Origin of the sequence: uncultured Nostoc sp., assembly GCF_964245445.1 — a bacterium.
Classification (GTDB): Bacteria; Cyanobacteriota; Cyanobacteriia; order Cyanobacteriales; family Nostocaceae; genus Nostoc.
Window position 1 is genome coordinate 6837 of sequence record NZ_CAXTNE010000042.1, and the last position, 21606, is coordinate 28442.

Below are 21606 nucleotides of genomic sequence, written 5' to 3' on the forward strand. Positions count from 1 at the left end.
TTTGTTATTCACTAATGACCAATGACTAATGACCAATGACCAATGACTTAAACCAATTCAATTATTGCCATTTTTGCATTATCGCCCCGACGCGGTACAGTATGCAGGATGCGGGTATAACCGCCCTGGCGATCGCCGTATCGAGTAGGAGCTTGCTCAAATAGAGCGTGAACCAGTTGTTTGTCGAAGATATAGCCAAGAGCTTCCCGGCGTGCTGCCAAGGAGCCATTTTTAGCTAGGGTAATCATTTTTTCCACTTCACTTCGGAGAACTTTCGCTCTAATTAAAGTGGTGGTGATCTTACCATGACGGATCAGCTCGGTGGCGAGCGATCGCAATAAAGCACGGCGTTGATCGGCTGGTTTACTGAGTTTTTTGACGCGACAACGGTGACGCATAATTATGCACTATGAATTATGAACGGTTTTTCTTAAGGGTGTTTAGAGCCTCTTTCCATTGGCAGGGTGATGCCCAAGCGTCGCTGCAAAGCTTCCACGACTTCTTCTGCTGATTTCTGCCCAAAGTTCTTAATTTCTAAGAGGTCTTCTTGGGTATAATCCAACAAATCTGCCACAGAGTTAACTTGTGCCCGTTTCAGACAGTTATATGCCCGCACAGAAAGTTGCAACTCTTCAATGGGTATCTGGGCAGTTGGGTCGTCTGGAATCTCTGAACCTGTGTCTGTTGGTTCTAGGGAGATGTCTTTCAACGGGTTGAATAAATCTACCAAGATACCAGCGGCCGAAGATAGTGCTTCTTGGGGGGAAATACTGCCATTTGTCCAAACTTCCAACAGCAGTCGGTCTTTTGGAATCAAGCCTTCCCCACGAGATTCTTCAACACTATAGTTGACTTTTCGCACCGGCATAAATATTGAGTCGATTTGCAGAAAATCCAACGATGTGGCTTCCTCACGTCCTCGCTCTACAGTGCGATAGCCTTTACCTTTCTCAATCCGAAATTCCATTTCCAGCTTTCCACCCTCAGCGATGGTGGCTACATACTGGGTCGGATCGATGACTTCTACTTCACTAGGCAAATCAAAATGCGCCGCAGTGATTGTTGCTGGCCCGCTAACGAGTAACCTACCAATTTGGGGCTGCGAGGAATAGTTTTTTAGGATAACTTCCTTCATTCTCATGAGGATTTCCAGTACATCTTCCCGCACGCCCGGAACTGTAGCAAACTCGTGTGAAACGCCTGCAATCCGCACTGCTGTAACTGCTGTACCTTCTAGGTTGGAGAGTAAAACTCGCCGCAGTGCGTTGCCAACCGTTGTTCCTTGACCACGATCTAGAGGTTCCAGAACAAATTTACTGTAATGGTTCCGACTTTCTTCAGTATTAGACTCTACACATTCAATCTGAAACTGCGCCACGGATGAGCCTCCCTTTTTCTAAGGTGCTGCTAGCAGACAAATCAATTGCCTCCCGAATTGAATTTATGCCCTGTAGATATATAGGTATATCAAACTATTAGTATAAAACTACGATATAGTTTGACACACCCATTCAGCTTGCAGGCGCTAGTAATATTTTGGGTTACCGAAGTTTAACAGCTTTCCCTCTGTGAAATCTGACGAACTTTTGGTCACCCAAGCTTTCACACAATGACAATTTCCACGTTAGACGCTCAACTGCTCATTATAAGTAATTTTACTTACTTTTATTGTAGCTTCTCGTCCTAAATGCCCAAGTGTTGGTGTTTAAACTCGACGGCGCTTGGGTGGACGGCAACCATTGTGAGGAATGGGGGTAATATCCCGAATGAGTGTAATTTCCAGCCCTGCTCCTTGAAGTGCCCGGATAGCGGTTTCTCTACCTGCTCCTGGCCCACTGACCATTACCTCAATTTGGCGCATTCCTTGATCAATGGCTCTACGGGCTGCACTTTCAGCAGCAGTTTGCGCTGCAAAGGGAGTTCCCTTTTTTGCTCCCTTAAAACCGCTAGAACCAGCACTAGCCCAGGAGATGACATCTCCATTTTGATCGGTAATGGTGACAATGCTATTGTTGAAAGTAGACTGGATGTAGGCCATCCCACTGGGTACATTCCGTTTCTGCTTCTTGCTCCCGGTTTTTTTAGTTGGTTGTCTCGCCATACTTGTTTAGTTGATTTAAGGTAAAACTTGCTCGGATTAGCAAGCGTTGCAAAATTATTTCCCTGGAGCCTTCTTCTTCCCAGCCACTGTCTGCCTTCTGCCTCGACGGGTTCTGGCATTGGTGCGAGTTCTTTGTCCTCTAACTGGTAAGCCCATGCGATGACGACGACCTCTGTAGGTACCAATGTCAACTAAGCGCTTGATGTTCAAAGACTCCAAGCGCCGCAAGTCGCCTTCAACTTGATAGTTGGTTTCTATTTCCCCTCGTAGGGCTGTCACATCGGCATCACTTAAATCCTTAACGCGGGTGTCTGGGTTTACACCAGTAGCCGCTATAATTTCTTGAGAACGTGATAAACCAATTCCATAGATGTAAGTTAGACCGATCTCGACGCGCTTATCGCGTGGAAGGTCTACTCCGGCAATACGTGCCACAATGAACTCTCCCTATTGTTCTCGCAATTACTGTTGGTTGAAAAAACGTGATTAGTCGCGTCTTTTCGTTTTAATGATCATATGCGTGTTACAACTCACTCTGTTGGTAGAGTGTTATCCTTGACGTTGCTTGTGCTTGGGGTTCACGCAGATCACCATGACGCGACCACGACGTTTGATCACGTTACACTTTTCACAAATTTTCTTGACTGAGGCTCTAACTTTCATGCCTTTTATTTTTTGACTCCAAATATAAAATTATAGCATTTTTAGGGAAATTAATCCAGTTCGATGACTAGCAAACAGCCAAAAAATGGTTTTATGGTAAAATTCTCTACATATACTTACTTCTTTCGTAGTCGATAGGTAATTCTGCCTTTGGTCAAGTCGTAAGGAGTTAACTCTACCTTGACGCGATCGCCGGGCAAAATCTTGATATAATTTCGGCGAATCTTGCCGGAAATGTGAGCTAGCACGTTAAAGCCATTGTCCAAGTCAACGCGAAACATCGCATTGGGCAGGGACTCTGTAACCGTGCCTTCCATTTCAATCAAATCTTGCTTAGACAATTTGTTTTTTCCTCAACTCAACAATTTCGTGTTCAGTTGCAGCACTTTATCTGCAAAAGAACACACTTTAAGAAATATATCAACAGTTTATTAATATATCTTAGCTAAAATTGATCTTTTTCTTGGCATGGGGAGTGGGGAGAGACGCAATTAATCGCGTCTGTACTAGTGAATTTCCTATTCCCTACTCCCCTTTCAGGAAGCAATTACCTTTTGCAGTTCACCAGTGACATCTTCTTGGGACTGATTACCATTGACTGTTAAAAGTTTTTTGCGATCGCCGTAATAATCAATTAAAGGTGCAGTTTCAGCGCGGTACACTTCTAAACGACGACGAATCACCTCTTCGGTATCATCTTTTCGTCCTCTAGCTAGCAAACGTGCGATCACAACTTCATCTGGTGCATCTAGATTGACTACCCTTTCACCACTCTGATGTATTTCTTGGAGTAACTTCTCTAGAAAACCTGCTTGGGTCACTTTGCGGGGAAAACCATCAAGAATCCAACCATTTTTGGCATCTGGTTGACTGAGGCGCTCTTGTACCAAGTCCTGCACTAGCTGATCGGGTACTAACTCGCCGCTATCAACATAAGCTTGAGCCTTGATTCCCAAATTAGTTTGCTCTTTCATGGCTTGTCTTAAGATTTCACCAGTAGAAATATGGGGAATACTCAAGTGTTCAGCCAAAGTTTGAGCTTGTGTTCCTTTACCCGCTCCAGGTGGCCCCAAGAAGATTAATCGCGTCACTATTATTTCACCATTCCTTCATAGCGCTGAGAGATGACATAAGTTTGGACTTGTTTAGCTGTCTCAATTGCCACACCAACTAAAATTAACAAAGAGGTAGCACCTATTCCCCGAAAAGTTTTCACATTCAAAGCGCTTTCCACGGCGGTGGGGATAATAGCAACCAAGCCCAAAAAGATTGCACCCAAAAAAGTTAGTCGATTGGACACGCGTTCTATATACTCGCTAGTTGCCTTGCCGGGACGAATTCCAGGAATACTAGAACCCATTTTCTTCAAGTTTTGCGCCACATCTACTGGGTTGAGAATCAACGAAGAATAGAAGTAGCTGAAGAAAACTATGGAAATCATGTAGACTAGGGCATAGACCCAGGAGCTAGAACCGCTTGGACTCAAATAAGTGTTAACTATATTTGCCAAATCGGCATTTTTAGTAAAATTGGCGATCAGCAGTGGCAAACTGAGGATGGCAGCAGCAAAAATAATTGGCATCACGCCGCCTTGATTTAACCGCAGAGGCAGATAGCTACGCTGTTCTGCCAATACTCGCCGACCTACTTGGCGACGAGCCGAAATAATTGGGATGCGGCGCATTCCTTCTTGTACAATCACAATACCAACAATTGTTGCTAGGAAAACTAAGACCAGCACTATTACACGGCCCACTGTTTCTCTACCACCTACTTGTACCAAGTCGATGGTATCGCCTAAAGCTTTTGGTAATGACGCGACAATGTTGACAAAAATCAACAAGGATGCACCATTACCGATGCCACGTTCTGTAATCAGTTCTGATGCCCACATTACGAACATGGAACCAGCAGTCAGAGCGATCGCAGTTTCAGCTACGAAGATTGGCCCTGGCTTTAAGGCGAATTGCTGGAGGAATAATGCCGAAAAAGCTGTACTTTGTAGAATTGCCCAAACTACAGTGACATAGCGGGTAATTTGCGATATTTTTCGCCGACCTGCTTCGCCTTCATTTTTCTGTAAATTTTCTAAAGATGGAATCGCTGCGGTGAGCAATTGGATGATAATAGACGCATTAATGAAGGGCAAAATCCCTAAAGCAAATACTCCCAAAGTCGAAAGTCCTCGCCCGGAAAATATATCCAATAAGCCGAATATGGAATTATTGCCCGATATGGCTTCGGCAAATCTAGGTCTATCAATCCCTGGTACGGGTAAGAAGATACCCAGGCGAACCAAAATTAAAATACCGACAGTGACAAGCAGCCTACCTCTGAGGCCAGCTGCTTGCGCCATCTGCATAAAAGTTTCTTGAGCCGTTGGGGCTTTATCTCGACTGATCATAGAGTGCTACCTTTATAGTGAACCAGGCGCTGACAGCGAGTTGGCTTCCATTTAAGTGCGCTGTTCCGGCTCACTCATAAGACTTCACAACTACCACCAGCTGCCTCAATTTTGCTACGAGCTGAACCTGTGAAAGCTGCCGCTTGTACCTTGAGCGGAATGCTCAATTCTCCGTTACCTAAAATTTTCAATGGCCCTTTGACAGCAGTCAGGATACCTGCGGCTTTCAAGGAGGTCAAAGTTACTTCCGTATTAGCAGGAAGGGAGGCTAGCTTCTCTACATTAATCGTAGTGTAAATCTTCTGATTAACAATCGGAAAGCCCTTCAGCTTAGGTAAGCGGCGGTACAATGGCTGTTGACCACCTTCAAAACCTGGACGAGTGCCACTACCAGAACGAGATTTTTGACCTCGCATACCTAAACCAGCACTGGCACCTTGACCCGCAGAAATACCTCTAGCTACACGGCGCTTGCGTTTCTTTGAGCCTTTTTGCGGCTTAACATCATTGATTCTCATAAATTATCAAGTTCTCATTTATCGTTTGTCATTTGTGAGCCAGTACAGTCTTGGGGGTCTCCCCCATGAGTAACTGGCGTTAGCGAAGCGGTAGCGACGTAGGAGCGTCACCCGCAGGGGCGTTTGTCATTTGTCATTTGTCTTTTGTTATTTACTAATGACTAATGATCAATGACTAATGACTAAATTAGATGTAGAGACTTTCAATAGGAATACCCCGATCTTCAGCGACTTCAGAAAGAGTCCGCAGTGTAGATAAGGCATTGACTGCGGCTCTAGCATTATTGAGCGGATTGTTAGAGCCAAGTTGCTTGGCTAAGACGTTACGAACTCCTGCCAATTCCAGCACAGTCCGCACAGCACCACCAGCAATTACCCCAGTACCAGGTGAGGCTGGGCGCATCATCACTTTCGCACCGCCACCGACACCATTAATGGGATGGGGGATAGAGTTAGATTTGGTGATGGGGATATCAATGAGGTGTTTTTTGCCGTCGGCTACGCCTTTTTTGACCGCGCCAATTACATCTGAGGCTTTGCCTACTCCGACACCAACTTGACCCCGTTCGTTACCGACAACAACGATGGCTCGGAAGCTAAGTTTTTTACCACCTTTGACCACTTTACTTACGCGTCGGATTTGGATAACCCGTTCTTGCCAAGTGGTTTCTTCTTTTTTGGCACGCTTTGTTCTACTTTTACGCTCTGTTGCCATAATTTGGTGCTCTGGTGAACGTCATTTGTCTTTATGTCATTTGTCTTTTGTCATTTGTCCTTTGTCATTTGTCCAATGACTAATGACCAATGACTAATGACCAATGACTTTAGAAATCTAAACCAGCTTCGCGTGCTGCATCAGCTAATGCTTTGACACGACCATGATATAAGTTTCCACCGCGATCAAATACTACTTTGGTGATGCCTTTTTCTAACGATCGCACTGCGATCAACTTGCCAACTTGCACCGATGCATCGCGGTTTGCACATGACGCTAAACTAGATTTCAGTTCTGGTTCTACAGTCGATGCTGCCACGATGGTTTGATGCTGAGTATCATCAATTATTTGGGCGTAAATATGCTCATTAGAACGAAATACCGCTAAACGCGGACGTTCTGGTGAGCCAATAACTTTGCCACGAACGCGTCGATGACGACGGTTTTTTGATTCTCTACGAGTAAGTTTCATTTCTACTTCTTACCACCCTTACCAGTCTTACCAGCTTTCCGTCTGACCACTTCACCGGCATAGCGAATGCCTTTACCTTTATAAGGTTCTGGTGGACGAACGGCACGAATTTTGGCGGCTGTGTTGCCTACAATTTCTTTGTCATAGCCGCTGACAATGACGTTAGTGGTACCTTCTACAGCAAATTGAATTCCTTCTGGTGGTTCAATTTGCACTTGATGGCTATAACCCATATTCAAAACTAGGTTACGCCCTTGAACTTGTGCCCGATAACCAACACCTTGAATTTCCAAACGGCGCTGAAAACCTTGGGAAACTCCCTCGACCATGTTGGCAACTAAAGTGCGGCTCAAGCCATGCAGTTGCTTTGAGGTACGAGTTTCATCCCGACGATTTACCTGTAATATGTCTCCCTCTTGAGAGAGTGAGACATTAGGTGTGAGAGTGCGAGAAAGTTCTCCTTTCGGGCCTTTCACCACAATATTCGTACCATCGATTGCCACTTGAACTTTGGCGGGAATAGTAATTGGACGTTTACCGATACGAGACATGACTTTTTGTCCTTTGTTATTTGTCCTTTGCCTTTTGTCCTTTGTCTTTTACTAATGACTAATGACAAATGACTAATGACCAATGACTACCAAACGTAACAAAGCACTTCGCCACCCAAGTTCTGACGCCGCGCTTCGCGGTCAGTCATAATACCACTGGATGTAGAAATAATGGCAATGCCAATGCCGCCTAGTACCCTTGGTAATTCTTTTCTGTTGGAATAAACACGCAAGCCAGGCTTACTCACTCGCTTTAAGGCGGTGATCAGAGGCTGACGGTTTTTACCTTTGTATTTCAGGGAAATCACTAGATTGCGTTTTACCCCTTCTTCTGCTTCTTCGATTTCAGCAATAAAGCCTTCCTCCCGTAGCACTTTGGCAATGCTCCGGGTCATTTTTGTAGCTGGCACTTGTGTAGTTTGATGCCGCGCCAGGTTGGCATTGCGGATGCGCGTCAGCATATCTGCAATTGTGTCGTTAGCCGCCATCGTTCCCTCTATAGATGAACTTATTGATCGCGAAAGGGCATTCCTAATTCTTTAAGTAAGGCGCGTCCCTCTTCGTCGTTTTTTGCTGTGGTGATGATGGAAATATCCATCCCACGTACTTGATCGATGCTGTCGTATTCGACTTCTGGAAAAATTAGCTGTTCTCTCACACCCAGAGTGTAGTTACCGCGTCCGTCAAAGCTTTTAGGGCTAACGCCACGAAAATCTCGAATTCTGGGTAATGACAAACTAACTAATCTGTCGAAAAAGGCATACATCCGTTCCGCTCTGAGAGTAACCATGATCCCCACAGGCATCCCTTGACGAATCTTAAAGCCAGCGATCGCCTTTTTCGCCCGTGTCACTACTGGTTTTTGACCTGTTACCACAGCAATTTCGTTGATGGATGCCTCTAAGGACTTCGCATTTTGAGCTGCTTCACCCAAACCCCGGTTAATAGTAACCTTTACCAACTTCGGTACTTGATGAACGTTGGTATATTGAAACTGATTGATCAGTTTGGGGACGATTGTCTCTTGATATAAACTTTTGAGTCTTGTTGTCGCCATAGTTTTTTGTCCTGATATCCCTGGGCTTGGTCAGGGAACTTTTATTGTCCTTTGTCCTTTGTCTTTTTACTAATGACTAATGACTAATGACCAATGACTATTTATCCAGAATTTCGCCAGTTTTCTTGAGTTTTCTGACTTTTTTCCCTTCTGATGTAAAGGTATAACAAACACGACTGGCAACGTTTTGCTTAGTGGAATAAAGCATCACGTTGGAGCTATGAATCGGGAATTCTTGGGTGAGAATCCGCCCTGATTCCCCTTCTTGCTGGGGTTTGACGTGCTTGGTTTTTATGTTGACACCTTTGACGATGACTTTACTCAGTTGGGGAAGTGCCTGGATAATTTCACCAACTTTTCCTTTGTCTTTGCCAGCAATCACTTGGACAGTGTCACCAGTTTTGACATGCATTTTGTGGAATACTTTGGGTGTACCCTGTTTGGTTGCCATTAAAGCACCTCCGGAGCCAGAGAAACGATTTTGGTAAAGTTTTTATCGCGCAGTTCCCGTGCAACTGGGCCAAAAACCCGTGTGCCTCTAGGATTACCGTCTTTGTTGATGATCACAGCAGCGTTATCATCAAAGCGAATGCTCATGCCGCTGTCACGAGATACAGCTTTACGAGTGCGAACAATTACTGCTTCCACAACATCAGACTTTTTGACAGCCATGTTAGGTGTAGCATCTTTGACAACGGCAATAATCTTATCGCCGATAAAACCATAACGACGGTTGCCTCCGCCTAAAATGCGGATGCACATTAGTTTACGGGCACCGCTATTATCTGCGACATTCAGGTAAGTCTGGGGTTGAATCACGATTATTCTCCCTTGTGATGTTGTTAGTTTCTAACAACGATGAGGTTTAAGTAGGTTTGACGTTCAGGACTTCTGTGATTTTCCAGCGCTTGGTTTTGCTCAGGGGTCTTGTTTCCTGAATGCGAACGCGATCGCCTACTTTACACTTATTTTCTTCGTCGTGAACTTTATATCGTTGGGTGTTAACCACAATTTTCCCGTACTTGGGGTGAGGAGCGCGGTTTTCTATGGCTACTACCACAGTTTTTTGCATTTTATCGCTCACTACCAAGCCAACTCGTTCTTTAACTGCCATAATCTCCTACTTTTCTTCTTTAGCCAATTGACTTGCTGCCCGTTTGCGTTCTGTTTCTAGCGTTAGCAACTGGGCTAGGCGGTGTCGCATTTGCCGGAACTGGTGAGGCTTTTCTAATTGCCTTGTAGCTTTTTGCAAGCGCAACTGAAATAGTTGTCTTTTGATCGCGACAATTTCTTCAGAAAGTTTTTCGTCACTTAATTCTCTTGCTTCTGAAATCTTGGGAAGAGGCATAAGCTACTCCTGCTCCTGTGGTTGAGAGCGCACAATAAACTTAGTTTTTATAGGCAGTTTAAATGAAGCCAAACGCATAGCTTCACGGGCGATTTCTTCAGAAACCCCACCGATTTCAAACAAAATTCGTCCTGGCTTGACTACAGCTACCCAAAACTCTGGATTACCTTTACCGGAACCCATCCGGGTTTCAGCAGGACGCATGGTTACAGGTTTATCAGGGAAAATCCGAATCCAGATTTGTCCACCCCGACGAATATAACGGGTCATTGCCCGACGAGAAGCCTCGATTTGCCGGGAGGTAATCCAAGCAGGTTCTTGCGCTTGGAGTGCAAAATCACCGAAGTTGAGGGTGCTACCACGGGTGGCTAGTCCCTCCATCCGTCCGCGCTGTTGTTTGCGGAATTTAGTTCTTCTAGGGCTTAACATGGTTTGTTACTTGTCATTTGTCATTTGTCCTACCCTACAGGAAGCCGCCAAAGGGCGTCTATGTCATTTGTCATCTGCCATTTACTAATGACTAATGACTAATGACGATTTATCCTTCATTTGAGCGGTCTTCAAATTGCTGGCGACGACGTTGTTGTTGACGGCGACGGGGTTCACGATCGCGATCGCGGGGATCGCGTTCACGTTCGCGGCTTGCAGGTGGTAGGGGGGTTTCTTCCTGTCCAGGAATAATTTCTCCTTTAAACACCCATACTTTGATGCCCAGAATGCCGTAAACAGTCTTTGCCGTGCAATAAGAGTAGTCAATGTCAGCCCGTAAGGTATGCAAAGGTACTCTACCTTCACGAGTCCACTCTGTCCGGGCAATTTCTGCACCGTTGAGCCGACCGCTAACTTGGATTTTAATACCTTGAACACCAGCGCGTTGGGCCCGCTGAATCGATTGCCGCACTACGCGCCGAAAGGAAACCCGGCGTTCTAATTGTTGAGCAATATATTCGGCAATTAGGTAGGCATCAGCATCAACTCGTTGCACTTCAACTACGTTAATGCGAATTTGGCGATTGCTACCCAACAGTCCTTGGAGTCCGGTACGCAAGGATTCAATGCCTTGCCCACCACGGCCCACTACTACACCTGGTCTAGCTGTACGTACTTCTAAGTCGATTTGGTCGGCTTTGCGCTCAATCCGCACCTCAGAAATTCCGGCGTTGTTTTGAGCCTGCCTACCGAGCTTTTGGTCTATGTATTGACGGAGTTTGTGATCTTCTTGTAGAAGTTCTGGATAGCGATCAGGAACAGCAAACCAACGGGATTGATGTTCATGTGTAATACCCAGGCGAAAACCAACTGGATGAATCTTCTGTCCCACGAATGCTTCCTCTAAAATTTCTTACTTTACGCAATTTATTCGTGTAAAAAAAGCTTATTTTTCTGGGGCGGCTCCAACCGCCACAGTAATATGACACGTCGGCTTGCGAATTTGGTAAGCTCGACCTTGCGCTCTTGGTTGGAACCGCTTCAGCGATGGTCCTTGATCGGCATAAGCCTGAGTAATCACTAGTTGAGTCCGATCTAACCCAGCGTTGTGTTCGGCATTAGCAGCAGCGCTTCTGAGAGCCTTCAATATGGGTTCAGTGGCGCGATAGGGCATGAATTCTAGGATGATTAATGCTTCACGGTATGATCGCCCACGAATTTGATCGAGTACCCGACGCACTTTGTAGGCCGAGATGCGGATAAAACGAGCGATCGCTTTTACTTCAGTAGTATTAGTAGCCATAATTTTCTCCAATTTTGTCATTTGTCGTTTGTGAGCCAGTGCGATCTTCTCCCAAAGGAAGAGGCTAGCGCCACGGGGGTTTCCCCCATGAGTAACTGGCGTTAGCGCAACGTTAGCGAGGCACGAGCGTCACCCAAAGGGTTATTTGTCATTGGTCTTTCAGCTCATGACTAATGACTCATGACTAATGACTATCTACCTGCTTTTTTGTCGCTTTTTCCATGACCTCTGTAGGTGCGTGTCGGGGCAAATTCACCCAACTTGTGTCCTACCATCTGTTCATTTACAAAAACTGGAACGTGTTGGCGTCCGTTGTGAACAGCTATGGTATGACCTACCATTAGAGGCAAAATTGTCGAAGCTCTCGACCAAGTTTTAATAACTTCTTTTCTGTTGTTGTCGTTGAGCTTTTCAATTTTCTTTAGGAGATGATCCGCAACGAAAGGACCTTTTTTTAGAGAACGACCCATAGTTCAATTTAGGATTTAGGATTTAGGATTTAGGATTTAGAATTTCGGATTTTGGATAATTAGGTGTCTTAACAAGCTTCACAAATTTTCAATTTTCACAAGTAGACCCCAATCTAAAATCCAAAATCTAAAATCTAAAATTCTATGATTCACGACCACCGCGACCGCGTTTGGAAGACTTACGACGACGACGCACAATCAATTTGCTGCTAAGTTTCTTGCGATTGCGTGTCTTCGCGCCCAATGTAGGTTTACCCCAAGGTGTAACAGGTCCTGATCTACCGATAGGTGCCCTACCCTCACCACCACCATGTGGGTGATCCACTGGGTTCATGACGCTACCTCTAACCTTAGGACGGCGACCTTTCCAGCGATTTCGCCCTGCTTTACCTGCACTCAGGTTTCTCGCATCGGTGTTGCCTACTTGCCCAATGGTGGCGTAGCACTCGCGCCGAATCAAGCGGACTTCTCCTGAAGGCAACTTGAGAGTTACATAATTACCTTCTTTTGCCACAACTTGAGCGCTAGCACCAGCAGCACGCACGATTTGACCACCTTTGCCAGGAGTCAGTTCTACGTTGTGAACACCAGTACCCAAGGGAATCTTTGAAAGAGGTAAAGCATTACCATCTTCAAAAGGAGCTTCAGGCCCAGAAATAATTATTGTTCCAACTTTCAACCCGTTGGGATGGAGGATATACCGTTTTTCGCCATCTTGGTAATACAAAAGGGCAATTCGGGCATTGCGGTTAGGATCGTATTCAACTGCTGCGACTTTGGCAGGAATATTATGTTTATCCCTTTTAAAATCGATGATTCGGTAAAGTTGTTTGTGTCCGCCACCCCGGCGACGACTAGTAATCCGCCCAGTATTATTCCGACCTTTGGCGCGATGCTTCGAGGTAGTTAGGGATTTTTCTGGCTCGGTTTTTGTGATCTCCGCAAAGTCAGAAACTGTAACTTGGCGAGTGCTGGGGGTATAAGGGCGATAAGAACGAGTACCCATATTTTTAAGTGCTGAGTGCTGTTAGCGATAGCGGGGCGTTTAGCCCGTGCTGAGGAGCCACTGCGTTGGGCGGGTTCTCCGACTTGAAGCAAGTGGCGTTGCTGAGTTTTGAGTTTTGAGTTCAGTAACTCTTAGCTTTTAACTCACAACTTTTTTAGACTTCTGGGAATAGAACTTGTCTAATCTTGTCTTCATCCCCAGGTGCGACGGTAATAATGGCTCGCTTATATTGGGGCTTATAACCAATAAATTTACCAACGCGCCGCTTTTTACGCGCTGGTAGGATGGTGTTGACTTTTACAACCTTGACCTGAAACAAGTCTTCGATCGCAGCCTTGATTTCTGGCTTAGATGCCTTTGGAATTACTTCAAAGGTGTACTTATTCTGCTCCATCAAGATAGTCGCTTTTTCGGTGACGATTGGGCGACGCACTAAGTCGGCAAGGTCGCGGGGGTCAAAGCTAGGCACTGTAGACCTCCTGAATTTTTTCTAGGGCTGATGCCGTAACTACAATTTTGTCAGCGTGCAGTAAATCAAAAACATTTAGCTGGTCGGCTGCAATTAGTTTTAAATTTTCAATGTTGCGGGCTGACAAATAAACATTATCTGTATCCGCAATTTCAGACAAAATTAACAGTGACTTACTTTCTGGTGCTACTCCCCAACGGGTAAGGGCTGCCACTAATTCTTTAGTTTTCGGGCGAGATAGCTCAGTGCTAAATTCTTCTACTACGATCAAGTCGTCAATGCGGCTGACAAATGCTGTCCGCAGTGCTAAACGTCGCTCTTTGCGGTTCAACTTCAGGTTAAAGTCTCTAGGCTTTGGCCCAAAGATTACACCACCACCACGCCACAATGGCGAACGAATAGACCCTGCACGAGCGCGACCAGTACCTTTTTGTCGCCAAGGTTTACGGCCACCGCCTCTGACTTCTGAACGAGTTTTTGTACTGGCATTTCCTTGACGAGCATTAGTCAATTGCCGTACTAAGGCGCGGTGAACAATATGAGACGCTGTTTCTTCCTTGGCAACGCGCAACTCGAAGGTCGTCTCGCCGACCTGTTCTCCTTGCCAATTTTTAACTACGCTTTCAACCATCTTTATTATTTGTCCTTTGTCATTTGTGAGCCACTGCGGTCTTGAGGTCTCCCCAAGTGAAGCACGTGGCGTCTATTTGTCTTTTGCCATTTGTCCTTAGCCAATGACTAATGACTCTTGACTAATGACTTTTGACTATCCCACTATTTTTGCAGGCACAACACTTACTAGAGCGCCCGGTTTCCCAGGAATGGCTCCCTTAATTAGCAATAAGTTGCGTTCTGCATCAACTCGCACTATGGTCAGTTTGCGGATTGTGATGCGTTTCCCACCTAAACGCCCTGCCATCCGCTTACCTGGATAGACACGACCTGGTGTTGTACCAGCACCAATAGAACCCGGCGCTCTGTGGTTTTTAGAACCGTGGGACATAGGTCCACGACCAAAGTTGTTGCGCTTCTGGTTTCCTGCAAAACCACGACCGATGCTTGTGCCGACTACATCGACAATTTGACCTGCACTAAAAATATCTGCTTTAATCTGTTGACCTAAAGCATAATCACTAGAACTTTCGGTGTGATATTCATTTAGGTGACGCAATGCTGGGGCAGATGATTTAGCCAAATGACCCAGTAGTGGTCTGTTCAGTGCCTTTGGTTTAACTTCGCCATAACCAACTTGAATGGCAAAGTAACCGTCGGTTTGTTTAGTTTTAACTTGTGTAACGGTGCATGGCCCTGCTTGAATGACAGTTACAGGAATAGCTACTCCTGCTTCGTCAAATATTTGGGTCATGCCCAGCTTGGTGCCGAGAATACCTACAGACACAGTAACTGGTTCTCCTTTCTACTTGCTGACCTTGGAATTGGACTCTAGAGGACACGCTTTGTACGCATCAGTTTAGGCTGGGTTGGGTTAGCCTGCGAAATTTGGAATGGTTTAAATAAACCGCTCCAAATGCTTTCGGACACAACAAACCGTGTCCGTACTGCTTGGTGAATCTGTTTAGCTTCACTCACTAGATCACCAGAACAGCCACAAGTCTCTTCCTATTGGGAAGAAGTAACTTCTGGAATCAATGCAAGGCGCTACAGCTTTAAGCTGTGTGCAGCAATGCTTTCGTCCAAGCAATTGCTCTGGCACTTTCTGGAGGCAGCGCTGTCGGCGGGTTTTCCGATTTTTAGACGCCCATAAGACGGCTTCCCGGAGATTGGCTACTGCCGTGTTGCAGTTGGACTTAAGCGGTTTTTACCACCCAGTATCCGTTAACTGAGACTGACGTAATGCCATGAAACCAACATTGCTGCTCAGTTTCACTTCCTTAAACACCTTAAACTATTGTTTAAGATTTCGCCTGCTTTTTCAGAGGCACAGGAGTAAATGTACTCTGGAGCTTAGGATTGGCTTTGATTCTTCGTTCATAAGCTCCAATGTTGACCTGAAAGCTTTCTTAGTTTACCAGTCTATGATCAATCTGAGTTAGATTATCCAAATTGGATTGAGTCATCAGCTTTTGATGCTAACACTATCTCAAAATGACAGTAAGAAGGGAGTCTAATTTGCGTCTTTGGTCACAATCTAATAATATAAATTATTTATTTATGTTTGTCTAGTAATTTATAGAGTTATTTTTGGGAAGTGGGGAGTAGGGAGCGGGGAAAGCAGGGGAAGAAGAACTATTGATTATTGCCCAATGCACAATGCTGTATGCCCAAAAAAATGCTTTTAATCTATCGGTTCAGGGTAAATAATAGAGATATCTAAGTGGGATAATACGAAAATCTATGGCACTAATTACCACTGGCAACGGTTTAATGCGCGATCTGGAAAAATTTGGCGCTCTTGGCGTGTATGTACCTCTGGAAGGGGGTTATGAAGGTCGATATCAGCGCCGACTACGCGCAGCTGGCTATACTACCCTCCACATTACCGCCAAGGGGTTGGGCGACATAGCTGCGTATCTCACACGAATTCATGGAGTCAGACCTCCTCATCTTGGCAAAAAAAGCACTGGTAGTGGTGCGGCAGTAGGTCATGTGTACTACTTACCCCCAATTATCAATTATCATCTAGAACAGCTACCACCAAAGTCAAAGGGGCTGGTTTTATGGATTATTGAAGGGCATATTCTTTCCAATGAGGAACTTGAGTATTTAACGAATTTGCCTCAACTAGAACCACGAGTAAGAGTAGTCATTGAGAGGGGTGGCGATCGCGCCTTCCGTTGGACTTCTTTAGAAAAAACTCTCTTAGCTAGTTAGTCCTTTGTCATTAGTCATTAGTCATTTGCTCATGACTAATGACTAACTTCAATCAGCATTTCAATAATGCTGGGTCGCAAACCACAAGATGCAAATAACCGCCGTGAAGCCTTGTTAGTAATTGCTGTATCTAGAGGAATTTGCTTAACGTTCATCTGATGAAACCGTTCAACAGTTAAAGCACAGGTTGTAATCAAGACTTTAATCCTGTTGGTGAGCGAATCTATAAGCACCCCAGAGAGAAAGAGCGATCGCAATTACTAGCAAAATCGGTATGCTGTACCAAGGAAACTGAGACAAGGGTAAATGGGCAGCCGCACGCAGTCCGATGCTGGCGTAGGTGAGTGGTAACAGGTAAACTACGACTTTGAGGGCAGCTGGTAATGTACCAGGGTCAAAGAAGGTTGCCCCTAAAAATGACATGGGGATAATTATAAAGTTGTTGTAGAGTCCAACTGATTCGAGCGATCGCACACTCAAACCAACAATCACTCCTAACCCAGCAAATACCGAACAATTCAGCACTACCAATAATAGAAATAGTGGGTTGAGAAAATTCCAGTTTCCAGTCAACAGCACCGCTACCAAAATTACCGAAGCCGATGTCATCAACCCTCGTACTACTCCCGCCAACATTTTTCCGATATGTAACGCTAAAGGATGTATAGGAGTTAACAACAATTCCTCAAAGGTTTTGGTAAATAGTCTGTCTCCACAAATGGAAAATGTCGTTCCACCAAAGCTAATCGTCATCGACGATAGCGCTACCATCCCCGGTAATATGAATTCCAAATAGTTGTTATAGTTACCACTAATCCCTGAGCCTGGTTTGATGGAACTACCCAAACCCAAGCCAAAAGCTAAAATATATATCAGTGGGGATATTAAGCCTGATGCAGCAACTTGTACGATTCTGACACGTAAATCTAACCAATCTCCCCAAAAAATAGTCAGACTATCAGCTAGAAGGATTTGAAGTTGCGAAGTTTTGAACTTCTTGCTTGAGAATAACGCTTTTTGAGATGCCACTTGCTTCTAATTAGTTATTAAAACTTTCTTAAACTTTAATTTACATCGTTTGACATATCAATTACTAGGGGTAACAAAAATATTTCATACAATACGAAAAATTCATCTTTGAAAGTTATAAGCACAGGTTTCCTCTGCTCAGACTTTTCGCAAACTTACAAATAAAAAGCTAGATAATTCAACCATTCTGATTGCATGATTTGTGCAAATTGAATCAAGACTATCTGATAAATATCAAAAATATGCTATAATTGTTTAATAAAATATAGAAATTAAAAACAGTTGCTCTATGATTTGCATGTGAAGCATCACTAAGGTAAAAACAATTCCTTAATCGGCAAATAAATAAAAAGATTCACCAATTCTTCAAGATGGAAACAATAACCGAGAAGGTTAAAATTCTGTCTAGATATCTAGATAAGTTACTATTTTTATCATTTAAGAAGAATACTGCCCAAAAATTTGCAGACAATTACAGTTAAGAATAGGCATACTGAAAGAGGGAGAAAACTTTAGACCACTCCCTTCCAAATCGGCGTGAAGGTGATTAAGCAACAATGAGACGTAAACCTACTGGTAGATCGGCTACTACTTCTTCTAAACCCTCTATTTTCCAATCCCCTATGTTTAACCTCTTCACCATCGCAATTATGGGAGGGGTGTTGATTTTGGGAATTGGGATTGGCATTGCTTTTAGTTCTACAACCACGTTGGCCCCATCAAATGTGGCTTCCCGTGAATTCATCGACACCAAAGCACCAAATCCTGAAATTTGTGTACAGTACGGAGCCAGCGCGATGGTGATGGACGCTAGACTGTTCGTCACTCTCAACCCCTTCAATGTCTATGTTGCCCAGCCGAGTATGCGTCCTGGATGCGTAATCCGACAAAATAACTGGGCGCTTTTAGAGAACCGCAAGTTGGTGACATCTGATCAGGTAAATGAGTGCAAAAATCGCCTGAACACCTTTGGCTTTACAGGTAATTTGGACAGTGACAAACCTGATATTAGGTGTATATATCAGAATGAAGCTGCTCAAAACTTCTTTACGGCTCAACCAGGAGCAGTTGGAACACCTCAAGAAACTGACAGATTTTAGATTTGGGAATTGGGGTTTGGGAATTGGGGTTAGGGAAGAGGTGACAGGGAATAATCTGTACCCTGTTCCCTTGTTCAATCCCCAGTCCCTAGCGATCGCATCTGCCTTTATCAAATCACTCGTACTCATCACGTATAATTGTCAAACCTAAAGCTTTGTAGGCACTCAGCATATTATTAGATACTGTCGGTGCAGTTACTAGATAAGTCAGGGCATGAATGGACTCCACTAGATAAGGAGCAGCCGTGTCTAATTTTTCTGCTGTTACTAATCCTACTACCTCAGCCGATCCAGTAATCATCGCTCGTTTGACGTGCGCTTCGTCTAGGTTAGGTACACTAATCCCAACTTCTGGATGCAAACTGCAAACTCCCAACATGCACAAATCTGCACGAATCATCCGTAATGTCTCAATTGTGACAGTACCGACGTTCACCAAGGCTTTTTTGTAGAGTTGTCCACCTAACATCACAACCTCTATATGGGGATGTTCTGCTAAAGCAACGGCGATTGGCGGACTATTTGTGATCACTGTTGCGTGCAAATCTAAAGGTAAATGACGGGTTACTTGGAGAGTTGTTGTACCTCCATCTAAAATCACCACCTGTCCTGTACAAACTAATTTGGCTGCTGTCCGAGCGATCGCTTCCTTTTCTTTTGGCGCTTGCTTTTGGCGATCAGCATAACTAGCGGTGGCTGGAGATTTGAGCAGCGCTCCCCCATGAACGCGTTGCAAAAGTCCAGTTTCTGCCAATTCTCGCAAGTCGCGCCGAATCGTATCCTCAGAAACCTTGAGAACAGCACTAAGTTCTGTCGAAAGTACCTTTTTATCACGACGCAGAATTTCTAAGATGAATTGTCGTCGTTCAGCAGTTAGCATAATTAATTTTCCTGAAATTGCGTTTTTTAACTTGAAATTGCACGTTTGTGAGTTTATACTTATTGATATGCAAGTCTCTGTACGGTAATCCGTAACTTCAATTGAATTCAAGCACATTCATGCACAATTGCATGTATTGATTTTGGCATTTGATAAAATCACACGGTTCCACAATGGTTCTGAGTGGTTAGCTTGAGCTTGGATAATTGTTGCCCATTGGGGTTTTAACAATTTTTTTTGTAGTGCGATGGCGCATTCCCTCTGTTCAAATTGTTTTTTATTCAATCAAGAAACCATGACTATTATGAACACCCAATTTCCAATTGATCTCGGTGCTTACAAACCTTTAGCGCTCAATCCGGCAAATTCCAGCCTCACTGCTGAACAACGAGATACTCTCAAAGCGAATATTCAACTTTGCCGAGATGCGATCGTCTTTTTTACAGCGACTGGCTCTGCTAGCGGAGTCGGCGGTCATACTGGGGGGCCATACGATACAGTCCCAGAGGTGATGATTCTCGATGCCTTTTTCCGGGGGGCATCGGAGCAATTTGTACAGATTTTCTTTGATGAGGCAGGACATCGAGTTGCCACTCAATATCTGATGGCAACATTGCATGGTGATTTACCTGCCGAGCAACTTTTACATTATCGGCAAGTACATTCCAATTTACCGGGACACCCGGAACTAAAACTAACTCCTGGTGTGAAATTTAGTTCTGGCCGCCTGGGTCATATTTGGCCTTACATCAATGGTGTGGCAATGGCGAATCCAGGCAAGGCTGTTTTCTGTCTCGGTTCTGATGGTTCGCAGCAAGAAGGCAATGATGCCGAAGCTGCTCGTTTGGCTGTTGCTCAACATCTTAACGTCAAGCTGCTCATTGATGATAATGATGTCACGATCGCTGGACATCCTTCTAAATATTTACCTGGTTTTAGTGTCGCCAAAACCTTAGAAGGTCACGGGTTGAAAGTACTTCAGGGAGACGGGGAAGACTTAGACGATTTATACCATCGCCTGAGCGAAGCTGTGAATACTCCTGGAGCGATCGCTCTAATCAATAAACGCCCAATGTGTCCTGGTATTGAAGGTTTAGAAGGTTCCATTCATGGCCATGATGTGATTCCTGTAGATTTAGCAGTTAAGTATCTAGAATCTCGCGGACAAACTGCGGCTGTCGAATACCTTAAAAGTATTGAAAAACCCAAACAAACATATAAGTTTCTGGGTTCTGGTGACAAATGGGGCGCTAACCGTAGTGTGTTTGGTGAAGCTGTGGTGGGTGTCCTCAGTCGCATGAGTGAAGCGGAGCGTAAAGAAAAAGTCAAGGTTATTGATAGCGACTTAGAAGGCTCCTGCGGTTTGAAGATAATTCATGAAACATACCCAGAAATATTTATTTCCTCCGGCATTATGGAACGGAGCAACTTCTCTGCTATGGCCGGATTCGGGATGGACGAGGGCAAGCAAGGTATTTTTGCGACCTTCAGTGCCTTCTTAGAAATGTGTATCTCAGAAATCACAATGGCACGGCTGAACTATTCCAATGTTCTGTGTCATTTTTCCCATGCGGGTATAGATGACATGGCAGATAACAGCTGCCACTTTGGTATAAATAATATGTTTGCTGACAATGGCTTGGATGATGGCTACCCAACACAGTTATACTTCCCGGCAGATAATAATCAAATGACAGCTTGTGTAGAAGCTGTGTTCTTTGAGCCGGGACTGCGGTTTATTTTCTCCACCCGTTCCAAAGTGCCCAACATTAAGGACAGCAACGGCAATGACTTCTTTGGAAGTGGCTACAAATTTGTTCCTGGTAAAGATGAGGTTATACGAGAAGGGACGCAAGGCTACATTATCAGTTTTGGCGATGCTCTCTACCGTGCCGTTGATGCTGTAGAGCGTCTTAAGCAAGATGGGTTAGACGTTGGTTTAATTAACAAACCAACTTTAAACACCATTGATGAAGAAATAATTACCAAAGTTGGTAATGCTCCTTTTGTGCTTGTAGTAGAACCCTTCAACCGTCGCACTGGCTTAGGTAGTCGTTTCGGCTCTTGGCTGCTAGAGCGGGGGTTGACTCCCAAATATGCCCATCTTGGAACTTATAAAGAAGGTTGCGGCGGTTTGTGGGAACAGTACCCATATCAAGGTATCGATCCAGTCGGCATCATCAACAAGGTGAAGGAGTTAATTGGAAAAAAATAATTCATTTATTAGGGCATAGCGCATAGCAAATGGGACATTGGTTC

General features: G+C 44.6%; 32 protein-coding genes. 3 read left to right on the plus strand and 29 right to left on the minus strand.

Annotated elements, in window-relative coordinates:
- Positions 1-47: 47 nt before the first annotated feature.
- The 26 genes from rplQ to rplC all read right to left on the minus strand — a co-directional run bounded on the left by rplQ (position 48) and on the right by rplC (position 14905).
- Entirely contained in the window at positions 48-398 is a 351-nt protein-coding gene (gene rplQ / locus ACFE90_RS10080; protein WP_100901254.1) for a 50S ribosomal protein L17, read from the minus strand.
- 32 nt (positions 399-430) lie between these two features.
- Positions 431-1378, minus strand: coding sequence for a DNA-directed RNA polymerase subunit alpha (locus tag ACFE90_RS10085; protein ID WP_229483380.1), 948 nt, complete (start codon positions 1376-1378; stop codon positions 431-433).
- A gap of 327 nt (positions 1379-1705) precedes the next feature.
- A complete protein-coding gene (gene rpsK / locus ACFE90_RS10090; protein WP_069070761.1) occupies positions 1706-2101 on the minus strand; it encodes a 30S ribosomal protein S11 in 396 nt (131 codons plus the stop codon).
- A gap of 54 nt (positions 2102-2155) precedes the next feature.
- On the minus strand, positions 2156-2536 hold the full coding sequence (rpsM, locus tag ACFE90_RS10095) for a 30S ribosomal protein S13 (protein WP_104906411.1): 381 nt from the start codon (positions 2534-2536) through the stop codon (positions 2156-2158).
- A gap of 114 nt (positions 2537-2650) precedes the next feature.
- Entirely contained in the window at positions 2651-2764 is a 114-nt protein-coding gene (gene rpmJ / locus ACFE90_RS10100) for a 50S ribosomal protein L36 (protein WP_015129703.1), read from the minus strand.
- Positions 2765-2880: 116 nt separating this feature from the next.
- Complete coding sequence (infA, locus tag ACFE90_RS10105; RefSeq protein WP_006276978.1) at positions 2881-3105, minus strand: translation initiation factor IF-1; 225 nt, start codon at positions 3103-3105, stop codon at positions 2881-2883.
- A 195-nt stretch (positions 3106-3300) separates the two neighbouring features.
- Complete coding sequence (locus ACFE90_RS10110; RefSeq protein ID WP_375500061.1) at positions 3301-3855, minus strand: adenylate kinase; 555 nt, start codon at positions 3853-3855, stop codon at positions 3301-3303.
- A 2-nt stretch (positions 3856-3857) separates the two neighbouring features.
- Positions 3858-5168: a preprotein translocase subunit SecY gene (gene secY / locus ACFE90_RS10115; protein ID WP_375500063.1), complete on the minus strand. Its 1311-nt coding sequence runs from the start codon at positions 5166-5168 to the stop codon at positions 3858-3860.
- A gap of 74 nt (positions 5169-5242) precedes the next feature.
- Positions 5243-5686 carry a 50S ribosomal protein L15 gene (rplO, locus tag ACFE90_RS10120; RefSeq protein WP_375500065.1) on the minus strand — a complete coding sequence of 148 codons (444 nt, stop codon included), beginning with the start codon at positions 5684-5686 and terminating at the stop codon, positions 5243-5245.
- Between the two features lie 187 nt (positions 5687-5873).
- Complete coding sequence (gene rpsE, locus ACFE90_RS10125; RefSeq protein ID WP_109011930.1) at positions 5874-6401, minus strand: 30S ribosomal protein S5; 528 nt, start codon at positions 6399-6401, stop codon at positions 5874-5876.
- Between the two features lie 109 nt (positions 6402-6510).
- On the minus strand, positions 6511-6873 hold the full coding sequence (gene rplR / locus ACFE90_RS10130) for a 50S ribosomal protein L18 (RefSeq protein WP_099101131.1): 363 nt from the start codon (positions 6871-6873) through the stop codon (positions 6511-6513).
- A gap of 2 nt (positions 6874-6875) precedes the next feature.
- A complete protein-coding gene (gene rplF / locus ACFE90_RS10135; RefSeq protein WP_100901247.1) occupies positions 6876-7424 on the minus strand; it encodes a 50S ribosomal protein L6 in 549 nt (182 codons plus the stop codon).
- An 86-nt stretch (positions 7425-7510) separates the two neighbouring features.
- On the minus strand, positions 7511-7912 hold the full coding sequence (rpsH, locus tag ACFE90_RS10140) for a 30S ribosomal protein S8 (RefSeq protein WP_109011927.1): 402 nt from the start codon (positions 7910-7912) through the stop codon (positions 7511-7513).
- Positions 7913-7932: 20 nt separating this feature from the next.
- The gene (rplE, locus tag ACFE90_RS10145; protein WP_375500067.1) at positions 7933-8481 is read right to left on the minus strand and encodes a 50S ribosomal protein L5; all 549 of its coding nucleotides are present in this window, start codon (positions 8479-8481) and stop codon (positions 7933-7935) included.
- Positions 8482-8578: 97 nt separating this feature from the next.
- Positions 8579-8932, minus strand: coding sequence for a 50S ribosomal protein L24 (gene rplX, locus ACFE90_RS10150; protein ID WP_100901245.1), 354 nt, complete (start codon positions 8930-8932; stop codon positions 8579-8581).
- On the minus strand, positions 8932-9300 hold the full coding sequence (gene rplN / locus ACFE90_RS10155; RefSeq protein ID WP_069070772.1) for a 50S ribosomal protein L14: 369 nt from the start codon (positions 9298-9300) through the stop codon (positions 8932-8934). The genes rplX and rplN overlap by 1 nt, the downstream gene beginning before the upstream one ends.
- 46 nt (positions 9301-9346) lie before the next feature.
- Positions 9347-9595, minus strand: coding sequence for a 30S ribosomal protein S17 (gene rpsQ, locus ACFE90_RS10160; protein WP_100901244.1), 249 nt, complete (start codon positions 9593-9595; stop codon positions 9347-9349).
- Positions 9596-9601: 6 nt separating this feature from the next.
- Positions 9602-9829: a 50S ribosomal protein L29 gene (rpmC, locus tag ACFE90_RS10165; RefSeq protein ID WP_375500069.1), complete on the minus strand. Its 228-nt coding sequence runs from the start codon at positions 9827-9829 to the stop codon at positions 9602-9604.
- A gap of 3 nt (positions 9830-9832) precedes the next feature.
- Positions 9833-10258, minus strand: a complete 426-nt coding sequence (gene rplP, locus ACFE90_RS10170) for a 50S ribosomal protein L16 (RefSeq protein WP_012410718.1) — start codon at positions 10256-10258, stop codon at positions 9833-9835.
- Positions 10259-10367: 109 nt separating this feature from the next.
- Positions 10368-11150: a 30S ribosomal protein S3 gene (gene rpsC, locus ACFE90_RS10175; protein ID WP_375500071.1), complete on the minus strand. Its 783-nt coding sequence runs from the start codon at positions 11148-11150 to the stop codon at positions 10368-10370.
- 54 nt (positions 11151-11204) lie between these two features.
- A complete protein-coding gene (gene rplV / locus ACFE90_RS10180; protein WP_375500073.1) occupies positions 11205-11561 on the minus strand; it encodes a 50S ribosomal protein L22 in 357 nt (118 codons plus the stop codon).
- A 191-nt stretch (positions 11562-11752) separates the two neighbouring features.
- Positions 11753-12031 carry a 30S ribosomal protein S19 gene (gene rpsS, locus ACFE90_RS10185; protein WP_012410721.1) on the minus strand — a complete coding sequence of 93 codons (279 nt, stop codon included), beginning with the start codon at positions 12029-12031 and terminating at the stop codon, positions 11753-11755.
- Positions 12032-12173: 142 nt separating this feature from the next.
- Positions 12174-13037 (minus strand): 50S ribosomal protein L2, encoded by an 864-nt coding sequence (rplB, locus tag ACFE90_RS10190; protein WP_375500075.1) that lies wholly within the window; start codon positions 13035-13037, stop codon positions 12174-12176.
- A gap of 154 nt (positions 13038-13191) precedes the next feature.
- A complete protein-coding gene (locus ACFE90_RS10195) occupies positions 13192-13506 on the minus strand; it encodes a 50S ribosomal protein L23 (RefSeq protein WP_375500077.1) in 315 nt (104 codons plus the stop codon).
- Positions 13499-14137, minus strand: a complete 639-nt coding sequence (rplD, locus tag ACFE90_RS10200; protein ID WP_375500079.1) for a 50S ribosomal protein L4 — start codon at positions 14135-14137, stop codon at positions 13499-13501. The genes ACFE90_RS10195 and rplD overlap by 8 nt, the downstream gene beginning before the upstream one ends.
- Before the next feature lie 135 nt (positions 14138-14272).
- Positions 14273-14905 carry a 50S ribosomal protein L3 gene (gene rplC, locus ACFE90_RS10205; protein ID WP_229483392.1) on the minus strand — a complete coding sequence of 211 codons (633 nt, stop codon included), beginning with the start codon at positions 14903-14905 and terminating at the stop codon, positions 14273-14275.
- Positions 14906-15861: 956 nt separating this feature from the next.
- Here rplC and ACFE90_RS10210 point away from each other — a divergent pair.
- Entirely contained in the window at positions 15862-16338 is a 477-nt protein-coding gene (locus ACFE90_RS10210; RefSeq protein ID WP_375500081.1) for an NAD(P)H-quinone oxidoreductase subunit N, read from the plus strand.
- 35 nt (positions 16339-16373) lie between these two features.
- On the opposite strand, the gene ACFE90_RS10215 is transcribed toward ACFE90_RS10210, so the two are convergent.
- Both ACFE90_RS10215 and ACFE90_RS10220 read right to left on the minus strand, forming a co-directional pair.
- Entirely contained in the window at positions 16374-16535 is a 162-nt protein-coding gene (locus ACFE90_RS10215; protein ID WP_375500083.1) for a hypothetical protein, read from the minus strand.
- A 4-nt stretch (positions 16536-16539) separates the two neighbouring features.
- Entirely contained in the window at positions 16540-17367 is an 828-nt protein-coding gene (locus ACFE90_RS10220) for an ABC transporter permease (RefSeq protein ID WP_375500085.1), read from the minus strand.
- A 557-nt stretch (positions 17368-17924) separates the two neighbouring features.
- Between ACFE90_RS10220 and ACFE90_RS10225 the strand changes: the two genes are divergently transcribed.
- On the plus strand, positions 17925-18467 hold the full coding sequence (locus ACFE90_RS10225; protein WP_375500087.1) for a DUF3172 domain-containing protein: 543 nt from the start codon (positions 17925-17927) through the stop codon (positions 18465-18467).
- 115 nt (positions 18468-18582) lie between these two features.
- Here ACFE90_RS10225 and ACFE90_RS10230 read toward each other — a convergent pair whose 3' ends face one another.
- Positions 18583-19347 (minus strand): DeoR/GlpR family DNA-binding transcription regulator, encoded by a 765-nt coding sequence (locus ACFE90_RS10230; RefSeq protein WP_375500089.1) that lies wholly within the window; start codon positions 19345-19347, stop codon positions 18583-18585.
- 295 nt (positions 19348-19642) lie between these two features.
- Here ACFE90_RS10230 and ACFE90_RS10235 point away from each other — a divergent pair, with 295 nt between their 5' ends.
- Entirely contained in the window at positions 19643-21562 is a 1920-nt protein-coding gene (locus tag ACFE90_RS10235) for a transketolase C-terminal domain-containing protein (protein ID WP_375500091.1), read from the plus strand.
- Positions 21563-21606: the final 44 nt, after the last annotated feature.